12 protein-coding genes are annotated in these 12132 nt (G+C 67.2%); 7 read left to right on the top strand and 5 right to left on the bottom strand.

Annotated elements, in window-relative coordinates; genetic code table 11:
* Positions 1 to 9: 9 nt before the first annotated feature.
* The 7 genes from whiA (at position 10) to AC1DKN_RS18520 (ending at position 6062) form a co-directional block, all read left to right on the top strand.
* Complete coding sequence (gene whiA, locus AC1DKN_RS18550; protein WP_018772999.1) at positions 10 to 990, top strand: DNA-binding protein WhiA; 981 nt, start codon at positions 10 to 12, stop codon at positions 988 to 990.
* Positions 991 to 1159: 169 nt separating this feature from the next.
* Positions 1160 to 1783, top strand: coding sequence for a superoxide dismutase (locus AC1DKN_RS18545; RefSeq protein WP_476849616.1), 624 nt, complete (start codon positions 1160 to 1162; stop codon positions 1781 to 1783).
* A 287-nt stretch (positions 1784 to 2070) separates the two neighbouring features.
* On the top strand, positions 2071 to 3081 hold the full coding sequence (gap, locus tag AC1DKN_RS18540) for a type I glyceraldehyde-3-phosphate dehydrogenase (RefSeq protein ID WP_028276841.1): 1011 nt from the start codon (positions 2071 to 2073) through the stop codon (positions 3079 to 3081).
* Positions 3082 to 3091: 10 nt separating this feature from the next.
* The gene (locus AC1DKN_RS18535; RefSeq protein WP_476858607.1) at positions 3092 to 4318 is read left to right on the top strand and encodes a phosphoglycerate kinase; all 1227 of its coding nucleotides are present in this window, start codon (positions 3092 to 3094) and stop codon (positions 4316 to 4318) included.
* Positions 4319 to 4426: 108 nt separating this feature from the next.
* Positions 4427 to 5242 (top strand): triose-phosphate isomerase, encoded by an 816-nt coding sequence (gene tpiA, locus AC1DKN_RS18530; RefSeq protein ID WP_018772995.1) that lies wholly within the window; start codon positions 4427 to 4429, stop codon positions 5240 to 5242.
* A gap of 48 nt (positions 5243 to 5290) precedes the next feature.
* Positions 5291 to 5548: a preprotein translocase subunit SecG gene (gene secG / locus AC1DKN_RS18525; protein WP_018772994.1), complete on the top strand. Its 258-nt coding sequence runs from the start codon at positions 5291 to 5293 to the stop codon at positions 5546 to 5548.
* Between the two features lie 118 nt (positions 5549 to 5666).
* Positions 5667 to 6062: an RNA polymerase-binding protein RbpA gene (locus tag AC1DKN_RS18520; protein ID WP_476872137.1), complete on the top strand. Its 396-nt coding sequence runs from the start codon at positions 5667 to 5669 to the stop codon at positions 6060 to 6062.
* Here the strand turns inward: AC1DKN_RS18520 and pgl are convergent.
* Genes pgl through tal form a run of 5 tightly spaced genes read right to left on the bottom strand, consistent with a single transcriptional unit; the run spans position 6015 to position 12095 of the window.
* On the bottom strand, positions 6015 to 6833 hold the full coding sequence (gene pgl, locus AC1DKN_RS18515) for a 6-phosphogluconolactonase (protein WP_476872136.1): 819 nt from the start codon (positions 6831 to 6833) through the stop codon (positions 6015 to 6017). The genes AC1DKN_RS18520 and pgl overlap by 48 nt on opposite strands.
* On the bottom strand, positions 6823 to 7764 hold the full coding sequence (locus AC1DKN_RS18510; RefSeq protein ID WP_028275501.1) for a glucose-6-phosphate dehydrogenase assembly protein OpcA: 942 nt from the start codon (positions 7762 to 7764) through the stop codon (positions 6823 to 6825). Before AC1DKN_RS18510 ends, pgl begins: the two co-directional genes overlap by 11 nt.
* A complete protein-coding gene (zwf, locus tag AC1DKN_RS18505; RefSeq protein ID WP_476849618.1) occupies positions 7761 to 9323 on the bottom strand; it encodes a glucose-6-phosphate dehydrogenase in 1563 nt (520 codons plus the stop codon). Before zwf ends, AC1DKN_RS18510 begins: the two co-directional genes overlap by 4 nt.
* A gap of 15 nt (positions 9324 to 9338) precedes the next feature.
* Complete coding sequence (locus AC1DKN_RS18500; protein WP_476849619.1) at positions 9339 to 10973, bottom strand: glucose-6-phosphate isomerase; 1635 nt, start codon at positions 10971 to 10973, stop codon at positions 9339 to 9341.
* Positions 10974 to 10979: 6 nt separating this feature from the next.
* The gene (tal, locus tag AC1DKN_RS18495) at positions 10980 to 12095 is read right to left on the bottom strand and encodes a transaldolase (protein ID WP_476872135.1); all 1116 of its coding nucleotides are present in this window, start codon (positions 12093 to 12095) and stop codon (positions 10980 to 10982) included.
* Positions 12096 to 12132 lie beyond the last annotated feature (37 nt).

Genomic DNA, 12132 nt, shown 5'->3' with positions numbered 1-12132 from the left:
AAAGGTGCCATGGCACTGACAGCATCAGTCAAGGAAGAACTTTCCCGTCTGGATATCAAGAAGTCCTCAGTCCGCAAGGCCGAGGTGTCGGCGATGCTCCGCTTCGCCGGCGGGTTGCACATCATCTCGGGCCGGATAGTGATCGAGGCCGAAGTCGACCTCGCATCGACCGCCCGGCGGCTGCGCGCCGCCATCGCCGAGGTGTACGGCCACCAGAGCGAGATCATCGTCGTCTCCGGCGGCGGCCTGCGCCGTGGCAGCCGCTACGTGGTGCGGGTGGTGCGCGACGGTGAGGCCCTCGCCCGCCAGACCGGACTCCTGGACGCGCGGGGGCGCCCCGTGCGCGGCCTTCCGTCGGTAGTGGTGAACGGCTCCGCCGCGGACGCCGAAGCTGTCTGGCGCGGCGCGTTCCTGGTCCACGGCTCGCTCACCGAGCCCGGCCGCTCCTCGGCCATGGAAGTCACCTGCCCCGGCCCCGAATCGGCCCTGGCCCTCGTCGGCGCGGCCCGCCGCCTGGGCATCCAGGCCAAGGCCCGCGAGGTCAGGGGAGTGGACCGCGTGGTGATCCGCGACGGCGACACGATCGCCGCGCTACTGACGCGCATGGGCGCCCACGACGCGCTGATGGTCTGGGAGGAACGCCGCATGCGCAAGGAAGTCCGCGCCACGGCCAACCGGCTCGCCAACTTCGATGACGCGAACCTGCGCCGTTCCGCGCAGGCCGCCGTGGCCGCCGGTGCCCGGGTGGACCGCGCCCTGGAAATCCTGGGCGACGACGTCCCGGACCACCTGAAGTATGCCGGTGAGCTCCGGGTCGCGCACAAACAGGCCAGCCTGGACGAGCTGGGCCGGCTCGCCGACCCCGTCATGACCAAAGACGCCATCGCCGGCCGGATCCGCCGGCTGCTGGCCATGGCGGACAAACGGGCCCAGGACCTCGGCATCCCGGGCACGGAAGCCAATGTGACGCCGGAAATGCTCGACGACTAGCCCGCCCCTAGAATCAACAGCAGGAATATCCCGGGGAATGAAATATCCGGGAGCCGCGGCTGGTTGTCGCCGTAGGATCCCACCGCAATTTTCCGGATGCCCCGCATCCGGATGCACAATCAAAAGAGTTACCGAACCGGACAACCCGTCCACGACATTGGAGGAATTTGTGACCGAGTACGTACTGCCCGAGCTCGACTATGACTACGCAGCGCTGGAACCGCACATCTCCGCGAAGATCATGGAGCTGCACCACAGCAAGCACCACGCCGCCTACGTGGCCGGCGCCAACAACGCCTTGGCCCAGCTGGCCGAGGCGCGCGAAAAGGGCGACTTCGCCAACATCAACCGCCTCTCCAAGGACCTCGCGTTCCACACCGGCGGCCACATCAACCACTCCGTCTTCTGGAAGAACCTCTCACCGGACGGTGGCGACAAGCCCGAGGGCGAGCTTGCGGCGGCCATTGACGACGCCTTCGGCTCGTTCGACGCGTTCCGTGCGCAGTTCAGCGCCGCGGCACTGGGCCTGCAGGGCTCCGGCTGGGGCTTCCTGGCCTACGAGCCCATCGGCGGCAACCTGGTCGTCGAGCAGCTCTACGATCAGCAGGGCAACGTCGCACTCGGCACCACCCCGCTGCTGATGCTGGACATGTGGGAGCACGCCTTCTACCTGGACTACGTCAACGTCAAGGCTGACTACGTCAAGGCCTTCTGGAACATCGTGAACTGGGCCGACGTCGCCAAGCGCTTCGACGCCGCCCGCAAAAACGCGACGGGTCTCATCACCCTCTAGGCAGGTCCCTTTACCCTGCACAGGGTGACGGAATCGACTTCCGTTTGTAACAAACCTCACATTACGGGCCCTTCGGCCCGAAATGTGGACGGACTGCCCCTGCACTTGCGGGGGCAGTCCCGGTTAAACGTAAGATGGATCACGGAAGGCGGTTAGCCTTCAGCAATGTGGCTGGTCGCCCTCCGATTTGGTAATTATCTCTGCCCAATGGCGTGCGGGATCTGTTAGTTGGCTTGAACGCCTTCTCAACTAGTCGTGCTCGCAAGAGCACCAAGGAGACTGAAAACGTGACGACCCGTATTGGCATCAACGGCTTTGGCCGTATCGGCCGCAACTACTTCCGCGCCGCCCTCGCACAGGGCGCAGACCTCGAGATCGTTGCGGTCAACGACCTCACCAGCCCGGAAGCCCTCGCTCACCTCTTCAAGTACGACTCCGTGGGCGGCCGCCTGGCCGAAACCATCGAGGTCAAAGACGGCAACATCGTCGTCGACGGCAACATCATCAAGGTCCTCGCCGAACGCGATCCCGCGAAGCTGCCCTGGGGCGAGCTCGGCGTCGACATCGTCATCGAGTCCACCGGCTTCTTCACGAAGGCCGCCGATGCGCAGAAGCACATCGACGCCGGCGCCAAGAAGGTCCTGATCTCCGCCCCCGCGTCGGATGAGGACATCACGATCGTGATGGGCGTCAATGACGGCCTGTACGACAACGCCACGCACCACATCATCTCCAACGCCTCCTGCACCACCAACTGCCTCGGCCCGCTGGCCAAGGTCATCAATGACGCCTTCGGCATCGAGCGTGGCCTGATGACCACCATCCACGCCTACACCGCCGACCAGAACCTGCAGGACGGCCCGCACAAGGACCTCCGCCGCGCCCGCGCCGCCGCCATCAACATGGTGCCCACCTCCACCGGTGCGGCCAAGGCAATCGGCCTGGTCCTGCCGGAGCTCAAGGGCAAGCTCGACGGCTACGCCATCCGCGTGCCCGTTCCCACCGGCTCCGCCACGGACCTGACCGTCACGGTTTCCCGCGAGACCACGGTCGCCGAAGTCAACGCCGCCCTTAAGGCAGCATCGGAGACCGAGGAGCTCAGGGGCCTGCTGACCTACACCGACGAGCCGATCGTCTCCTCCGACATTGTCGGCGACCCGGCATCGTCCATCTTCGATTCCGGCCTGACCAAGGTGATCGGCGACCAGGTCAAGGTTGTGTCCTGGTATGACAACGAGTGGGGTTACTCCAACCGCCTCGTGGACCTCACGGAGCTTGTCGCGTCCAAGCTGGGCTAGGGTAAGACTCATGACATTTCACACCCTCAACGAACTGATCGCTGATGGTGTCCGCGGGCGGTACGTTCTGGTCAGAAGTGACCTGAACGTGCCGCTCGACGGCTCTACAGTGACTGACGACGGCCGCATCAAGGCCTCCCTGCCAGTGCTGGCGAAGCTCACGGACGCCGGTGCCCGAGTGCTGGTCACAGCACACCTCGGCCGCCCCAAGGGCGCGCCGGAGGAGAAGTACTCTCTCAAGCCCGCAGCCGCACGGCTGGCCGAGCTTGCCGGGTTCAAGGTCTCCCTTGCCGCCGACACGGTTGGCGAGTCGGCCAAGGAGCTCTCCGCGGCGCTGCAGGACGGCGAAGTGCTGGTCCTGGAAAACGTGCGCTTCGACGCGCGGGAGACCTCCAAGGACGATGCCGAGCGCGGCGCCTTCGCGGACGAGCTGGTCGCCCTCACCGGTGACAACGGCGCCTTCGTCGATGATGCCTTCGGTGCGGTGCACCGCAAGCACGCCAGCGTGTACGACGTCGCCACGCGGCTGCCGTCCTACCAGGGCGACCTTGTCCGCACCGAGGTCGAGGTGCTGCGCAAGCTCACCACCGACACCCAGCGGCCATACGTCGTTGTCCTCGGCGGCTCCAAAGTCTCCGACAAGCTCGCTGTGATCGACAACCTCCTGGGCAAGGCGGACACGATCCTGGTGGGTGGCGGCATGCTGTTCACCTTCCTCGCCGCCGCGGGTCACAAGGTCGCGGGCAGCCTGCTCGAAGAGGACCAGATCCCCGTCGTCCAGGACTACCTGAAGCGCGCCGCCGACGCCGGTACCGAGTTCGTCGTGCCCACCGATGTTGTGGTGGCGGGCAAGTTCGCCGCCGACGCCGAGCACGAGACCGTTGCCGCCGACGCCATCGAGTCGGGCAGCTTCGGAGCCCAGGGCATCGGGCTGGACATCGGGCCGGTCTCGGCAGCGGCGTTCGCGGAACGGATCAAGGACGCCCGGACGGTGTTCTGGAACGGGCCCATGGGCGTGTTCGAATTCGCGGCCTTCGCCGGCGGTACCCGGGCCATCGCCCAGGCCCTGACCGAGACGGAGGCATTCACCGTGGTTGGCGGCGGCGACTCGGCGGCAGCGGTCCGGACACTCGGCTTCGCCGATGAGGCGTTCGGCCACATTTCCACCGGCGGCGGCGCAAGCCTGGAGTACCTTGAAGGCAAGGAACTCCCCGGCCTGAGCGTCCTCGACCGTTAGAAGCACTGACCGCTAAAAGCACCGGCATTTGAGCCGGCAGGGTGCCCTCCGCAGGGAACCGGGCGCCCTGCCGGCTGCTCCCACACACCAAGAACTCCTGGAGATCACGTGACCACGTCAACCAACGGTAAATTCGACCGCAAGCCCTTCATCGCCGGCAACTGGAAGATGAACATGGACCACGTCCAGGGCATCACCCTCCTGCAGAAGCTCGCGTGGACCCTGTCCGACGCCAAGCACGACTACAGCCGGGTGGAGGTCGCCGTCTTCCCGCCGTTCACGGATCTCCGCGGCGTCCAGACCCTGGTTCAGGGCGACGAGCTCGCCGTCGTCTATGGCGGCCAGGACCTTTCCCAGTTCGACTCCGGCGCCTACACGGGCGACATTTCCGGCCAGTTCCTCGCCAAGCTTGCCTGCAGCTACGTCCTGGTCGGCCACAGCGAACGCCGCACCATCCACAACGAGTCCGACGCCGTGCTCAACGCCAAGACCAAAGCCGCCTTCCGGCATGGCATCACCCCGGTCCTCTGCGTCGGTGAAGGCCTGGAGATCCGGCAGGCCGGCACCCACGTGGACCACACCCTCGCCCAGCTGCGCGCCGGCGTCGAGGGCCTCACCCCGGAGCAGGCCGCCGAGCTTGTAGTCGCCTACGAGCCCGTGTGGGCCATCGGCACCGGCGAGGTCGCGGGCCCGGAGGACGCTCAGGAAATGTGCGCCGCCATCCGTGCCGAACTGTCCACCCTCTTCGGAGCAGACGTCGCCGCCAAGACGCGCCTGCTGTACGGCGGCTCTGTCAAGGCCAACAACGCGGCCTCGATCCTGAAGGAGCGCGACGTCGACGGCTTGCTGGTCGGCGGTGCCAGCCTGGACGCTGCCGAGTTTGCTAATATTGTCAGGTTCGAGAGTCACCTGTTGACGGATTAGTCCGGACACAGCCTGACCCCCGCAATCCAATCCTTCTGAAAGGCCGTCGTGGACGTTCTTCATGTCATTCTGCAGGTCCTCCTGGGCATCACCAGCCTCCTGCTGACGTTGCTCATCCTGCTCCATAAAGGACGCGGAGGCGGCCTGTCCGACATGTTCGGCGGCGGCATGAGCTCGGGCCTGAGCTCCTCCGGCGTCGCGGAACGGAACCTCAACCGGTTCACGGTCATCCTGGGAATCACCTGGGGCGTGGTGATCATCGCCCTCGGCCTGCTCATGCGGTTCAGCACAGGCGCCGATTCCTAGGACGCCCGTCCGACAACTTCATATGGGGTCCTTATGGCCCTCCCGGCATCGGGAACTCACGAACTACACTGTGGCTGTCGTCTTGCACTTCCACCAGCCAAGTAGCCAGGAGTTCCCGATGCTGCATTCTGCTTCCGGATTCAAAGGAATCCGTGTGGGCGCCACCGAGGGGGCAACTCCCCGCCACGAACCACTGAACGGGGCCGGCGTACGCCAGCCCCGTATTCGTGTATCGTTCCGGTGCGCCAAGGGCCATGAAACCTCGCTCGTGTTCGCACAGCTTCCGGAGGAACAGATCCCCGGAGTTTGGGACTGCCGGCGCTGCGGCGGCACCGCAACCCGCGACGAATCAAAGTTTGCCCTGGAGGAAACGCCAACAGAAGGCTACAAGACGCATCTGGAATACGTTAAAGAGCGGCGCTCCAGCCAGGACGCCGAAGACGTGCTGGCTGGAGCGCTGGAACGTCTACGCTCCGGACGGACCCTTCCGGACGAGCTGCTCCGGGACCCGTGAGGCCGCGTCCTCGTCAATCAGCCACAGCGTTTCCCGGCGGCCGCGCGGCCCCGCGGCGGGCACCTGTACGGGATTGGCGCCGGCCAGGGCCAGCCCTACGGCGCCGGCCTTGTCATCACCGGCCACCACCATCCACACCTCGGATGCCGTGTTGATCGCCGGCAACGTCAGCGACACCCGCGCCGGCGGCGGCTTGGGGGAGTTGTGGACGCCCACGACAGTCAGTTCCTTCTCCCGGATGCCGGCCTGCTCCGGGAAGAGCGAGGCGACGTGCGCGTCCGGCCCCACGCCGAGGAGGACAATGTCCAGGCGGGGAAGCCGCGCCGGCTGTTCCGGCCTGTCGTCGGACATGTCCGCGGCGTGCTCACCGGCCGCCGCCTCGGCGAGCCGGCGGGCATAGTCGGCCGCGGCGTCGTCCGGGCTGTCGAAGTCATCGGTGGAACCGGGCACATGGACGCGCGCCGGATCAACATTGATGTGGGACAGGAGGGCGTCCTGGGCCTGGCGGGCGTTGCGCTCGGCGTCGCCGGCCGCCACGAAGCGCTCGTCACCCCACCAGAAGTTCACCTTGGACCAGTCGACGGCCCGCGCCGCGGGCGATTCGGCCACGGCCTTGAGCGAGCCGATGCCCATCGTTCCCCCGGTAAGCACCACCGTGGCCTCGCCGTGCCGGTCCTGGATATCCACCAGCTTGGTAATCAGGCGGGCTGCGATCGCCGCCATCAGAACGGTCGAGTCAGGATGGATGCTTACTCTCGGGTCAGCGCTCACTGGGACGGACACTCCTTAGATTGGTACGCGGCAGTCCCATAGTAATCACTTCACCGAAGACTTCGTCCGGGTCCAGGCGACGGAGTTCTTCGGCCAGGCAGTCCTTGAGGCTGCGGCGGGGCAGCGAGATCCGCTGGGCGGGCTGGCCGGGCTGGGTCAGTTCGGCGATGGTGAGCCCGGGCCGGAAGAGCTGGATGTCGCCGCCGGGCCGGGTCAGCCGGACGCGCCGGATGCCGGTTCCGGCCGGATCCGCCACGATCGTCACGGGAACGTCCAGGGCCAGGGTGAGCCAGGCTGCGAGAAGCACGGTGCTGGGTGAGTCCGAGGCGCCCTCGACGGCCACGGCCGTCACCGGCGAGTCGTCCACCTGGTCCAGGACCGCGGCCAGCTGGATGCGCCAGTTGGTCAGCCGGGTCCAGGCCAGGTCCGTGTCGCCGGCCTTGTACGTGCGGCGGATGTTCTCCAGCGCCGCGACCGGGTCCGCTTCATTGGCCGAGTCGGTGATCCGGCGGTGCGCGATGCCCCCGACCGAGGTCTGGCAGGCGTTCCTGGGCGCGCCGTGCGGCCACCAGGCCACGATCGGGGCGTCCGGGAGCAGCAGGGCCGCGACGAGGGATTCGCTTTCCTCGGCGAGTTCGCCGTAGCCGCGCAACAGGATCACCTCAGAGGCGCCGGCGTCGCCGCCGACGCGGATCTGGGCGTCCAGCCGGGTCGGGGCCGAGGCCCCGGCGTCGGCGAGGACGATGATCCGGCACGGGTGTTCGCGGCTGGCCTCGTTGGCGGCCTCGATGGCCTCCTCTTCCAGCCCGGAGCGGGTGACGACCACGAGGGTCAGGACCCGGCCCAGGGCGATCACGCCGCCCTGCTCGCGCAGGGCCATGATCTTCTTGGAAATTTTGGAGGTGGTGGTGTCGGGAAGATCTACGATCATGGCCTTCTCCAGGTTCGTCCGTCGCGGGCTAGGAGCTCATCGGCCGAGGCGGGGCCCCAGCTGCCGGGAGCGTAGGGCTGGGGCTGTTCGTCCAGGCCGGCCCAGTATTCCTCGAAGGGATCCAGGATCTTCCAGGACAGCTCAACTTCCTGGTGCCGGGGGAACAGCGGCGGCTCGCCGAGCAGCACATCCAGGATGAGGCGTTCGTAGGCTTCGGGACTGGACTCGGTGAAAGAGTGGCCGTAGCCGAAGTCCATGGTGACGTCGCGGACCTCCATCTGGGTGCCCGGGACCTTGGAGCCGAACCGGATCGTGGCGCCCTCGTCAGGCTGGACCCGGATCACCACGGCGTTCTGGCCGAAGTCGTCCTCTCCGTGGTCCGTGAAGAGCAGGTTTGGTGCGCGCTTGAACACGACGGCGATCTCCGTCACCCGGCGCCCCAGCCGCTTGCCGGCGCGCAGGTAGAACGGCGCGCCGGACCAGCGGCGGGTGTTGATGTCCACCCGGATCGCGGCGAACGTCTCGGTCTTGGAATCGGCCGGGATGCCCTCCTCCTCCAGGTACCCGAGGACTTCCTCGCCGCCCTGCCAGCCGCCGGTGAACTGCCCGCGGGCAGAGTGGGAGGAGAGGTCCTCGGGGAGCCGGACGGCGGCGAGGACCTTTTCCTTCTCGGCACGCAGGTCGTCCGCGTTGAAGGAAATCGGTTCTTCCATCGCCGTCAGGGCCAGCAGCTGCAGCAGGTGGTTCTGGATGACGTCGCGGGCCGCGCCCACGCCGTCGTAGTAGCCTGCCCGGCCGCCGGTCCCGATGTCCTCGGCCATAGTGATCTGGACGTGGTCCACATAGTTGGCGTTCCAGAGCGGCTCGAAGAGCTGGTTGGCGAAGCGCAGTGCCAGGATGTTCTGCACCGTCTCCTTGCCCAGGTAATGGTCGATCCGGAACACCGCGTCCGGCGGGAATACCGACTCGACGATGTCGTTGAGCTGCCGGGCCGACTCGAGGTCGTGTCCGAACGGCTTTTCGATCACCACGCGGCGCCAGTTGTCGCCCGCGGCCTGGGCCAGACCGTGCTTGGAGAGCTGACGGCAGACCTGTTCGAAGGCCTTCGGCGGGATCGAGAGGTAGAACGCGTGGTTTCCCCGCGTCCCGCGCTGTTCGTCGAGCTCATCGATCGTGTCGGAGAGCCGCTTGAACGCCTCGTCGTCGTCGAACTCGCCCTGCACGAAGCGGATGCCCTCGGAGAGCTGCTTCCAGACCGTTTCATCGAACGGGGTGCGGGCGTACGCCTTGACGGACTCCTTGACCTCCGCGGCGAAGTCCTCGTTCTCCCACTCGCGGCGGGCAAAGCCCACCAGCGCGAAGCTCGGCGGCAGCAGCCCGCGGTTGGCGAGGTCATACACGGCGGGCATGAGCTTCTTGCGGGCGAGGTCCCCGGTCACCCCGAACAGGACCAGCGACGCCGGTCCGGCAATACGGTTCAGACGGCGGTCACGGGGGTCCCGGAGCGGATTGCGCCCCCGGCCGGCCGTGTTCCTGCCGCCGTTGTAGGTTTCTGGCATGGTTGCGTGGGTGCCTTAGCTTTCAGTGGAGGATGCTGCCTGGCCGGCAAGGGAGGTGACGAGCTCCTGGAGCTGCTTCACACCCGCGGCGCGGTCGGCCAGGTGCAGCCGGAGGACCGGACGGCCGTGCTCGGACAGGACCTGGGCATCGCCCGCGGCCTGCGCCGAGATCAGCTCGCCGAACGTGAACGGCCGGTCCGGGATGGCCAGGTCAGCCGCGGATGCGGCCGTGACCTGCAGGAAGACGCCGATCGCGGGTCCGCCCTTGTGGAACTGGCCGGTGGAGTGCAGGAACCGCGGGCCCCAGCCAAAGGTGACCGGGCGTCCGCTGGCCGCGGCCAGTTCGTCCCGGACGCCCTCAAGGCTGGCATAGGCCAGCCGGTCGAAATAGGCCTGGACGCTGAGGTAGTTGTCCGGGCCGAGTTCGCCCAGCAGGGCGCTGACGGCCTCGGCCGCTGTGCCGGCGTTGCCGAGCCATTCCCCGCCGCGGACCTCGATGGCGCCGTCGGTGAAATTCGCCGGCGTCGGTGCGGGCTGTGCGTCCAGCAGGCCGCGGGCGGCGATCTTCGCTGCCTCGACGTCCGGCTGGTCGAACGGGTTGATGCCGAGCAGGCGGCCGGCCACGGCGGTGGCGAATTCCCACACCATCATCTGCGTGGCCAAGCCGCCGGCGATGGCGACCTCGTTCTCGCCGAGCTGCACGTCGGCATCCGCCGCGACGAGCCGGATGACCAGGACGTCGGGGGCGCCCAGGGTGGCTTCCGGGGAGGCAGGACCGGCTACGACCGGCAGCACGCCGGTGCCGAGCTTGCCCGTGGATTCGGCGATGAGCTGCTCGGCCCAGTCGGCGAAGCCCACGATCCCGGATCCGTCCTCCGCGATGACGATCTTGTTGCGCAGCGGGGTGGTGCCGCCCAGGGCGGTGCCGAGGGCGAGGCCGATGTTGTCCTCCGAGTCCTCATTGAGGATCTCGGCGGCTTCTTCGGCCTCATCCAGGAAAGCCTGGATATCGACGCCGGCCAGCCCGCACGGGACCAGCCCGAAGGCGGTCAGAGCCGAGAAACGGCCGCCGACGTTCGGATCTGCATTGAAGACGGCGCGGTAGCCGGCCTCCCGGGAGGCCTTGTCCAGCGGCGACCCCGGGTCGGTGACGATGATGATGCGGCTCTTCGCATCGATCCCGGCATCGGTGAACGCCTGCTCGAAGATCCGGCGCTGGGAATCGGTTTCCACAGTGGAGCCGGACTTCGACGAAACCACGATCGCGGTTTCGTCCAGCCGGTCCGCCACCGCGGCACTGACCTGTTCGGGGTCGGTGCTGTCCAGAACAGTCAGCTCGACGCCAGCGGTGCCCGCGATGACTTCAGGCGCCAGCGAAGAGCCGCCCATGCCGCAAAGGACGATCCGCGTTACGCCCTCGGCCTTCAGCGCGTCGCGGAGTTCGAGAATGTCGCCGACCAGCGGCTGGGAGACGGAAGCCGCCTCGACCCAGCCCAGCCGGACAGCGGATTCCTGCTCTGCGTCCGGACCCCACAGGGTGTGGTCCTTCGCGAAGATCCGGGTGGCGATGCGGTCTTCCAGCAGTGCCGGGAGGTGCTGCTCATGTGCCTGGCGGGCTGCGCCGGTGGCGTCGTAGCTGAGTGTGCTCATGGTGGGTTAGGAAGCCTTCCGTGCAGAGGCCAGGGCGCCTTCGACGTCACCCAGCAGTTCCTTCCAGCTGGCCACGAACTTGTCCAGGCCTTCGGATTCGAGCAGGGCGACGACGTCGTTGTAGGAAATCCCCAGCGCGTCGAGGGAGTTCAGCGTGGCGTTGGCGTCGTCGTAGCCGCGGGAGACGGTGTCGCCCGTCACGGTGCCGTGGTCGAACGTCGCGTCGAGCGTCTTCTCCGGCATCGTGTTGACGACGCCGGGGGCGACGAGTTCGGTGACGTAGAGGGTGTCCGGGTAGGCCGGGTCCTTCACGCCGGTGGAGGCCCACAGCGGGCGCTGCGGCAGGGCGCCGGCCTCGGCCAGCAGGGCCCAGCGTTCGGTGGAGAAGAGCTCCTCATAGACCTGGTAGGCCAGGCGCGCGTTGGCCAGGCCGGCCTTGCCCTTGAGTGCCTTGGCTTCCTCGGTGCCGATGGCGTTGAGGCGCTTGTCGATTTCGGCATCGACGCGGGAGACGAAGAAGGACGCGACCGAGTGGATCGTGGACAGGTCGTGGCCGTTGTCCTTGGCCTGCTCGAGCCCGGACTGGAAGGCGTTGATCACGGCGCGGTAGCGTTCCAGCGAGAAGATCAGGGTCACGTTGACGCTGATGCCCTCGGCCAGGGTGGCGGTGATGGCCTCGAGGCCTTCGAGAGTGGCCGGGATCTTGATCAGGACGTTGTCCTTGTTGACCTTCTTGTACAGGTGCTTCGCTTCGGCGATGGTGCCTGCGGTGTCCCAGGCCAGGCGGGGGTCGACCTCGATGGAGACACGGCCGTCGACGCCCTTGGTGGCCGCTGCGACGGGGGCGAACAGGTCGCAGGCGTCGGCGACGTCGGTGGTGGTGATTTCGAAGACGGTCTCTTCGACGGTGGCGCCGGCGGCGGCCTGGGCGGCGATCACGGCGTCGTAGTCGTGGCCGGCGGTGATGGCGGCGTGGAAGATCGACGGGTTGGTGGTGACGCCAACGACGTTCTTCTCTTCGATCAGCTTGCGCAGGGTGCCGGTCTGGAGGCGGCCGCGGGAGAGGTCGTCGAGCCAGATCGAGACACCGGCGTCGGAGAGCTGCTGGGTGGGGGTAGTCATTTCATAACTCCTGGAAATCATGGGTTCCGGGGGCACA

The organism is Arthrobacter sp. 01N444 (assembly GCF_056399305.1).
The sequence above is the reverse complement of the archived record's forward strand: the minus strand, read 5'-3'. Positions and strand labels throughout refer to the sequence as shown.

Coding starts and splice junctions, on each gene's coding strand:
- whiA (WP_018772999.1), top strand. CDS start 10: ATGGCACTGACAGCATCAGTCAAGGAAGAACTTTCCCGTCTGGATATC.
- AC1DKN_RS18535 (WP_476858607.1), top strand. CDS start 3,092: ATGACATTTCACACCCTCAACGAACTGATCGCTGATGGTGTCCGCGGG.
- AC1DKN_RS18520 (WP_476872137.1), top strand. CDS start 5,667: ATGCTGCATTCTGCTTCCGGATTCAAAGGAATCCGTGTGGGCGCCACC.
- AC1DKN_RS18510 (WP_028275501.1), bottom strand. CDS start 7,764: ATGATCGTAGATCTTCCCGACACCACCACCTCCAAAATTTCCAAGAAG.
- zwf (WP_476849618.1), bottom strand. CDS start 9,323: ATGCCAGAAACCTACAACGGCGGCAGGAACACGGCCGGCCGGGGGCGC.
- AC1DKN_RS18500 (WP_476849619.1), bottom strand. CDS start 10,973: ATGAGCACACTCAGCTACGACGCCACCGGCGCAGCCCGCCAGGCACAT.
- tal (WP_476872135.1), bottom strand. CDS start 12,095: ATGACTACCCCCACCCAGCAGCTCTCCGACGCCGGTGTCTCGATCTGG.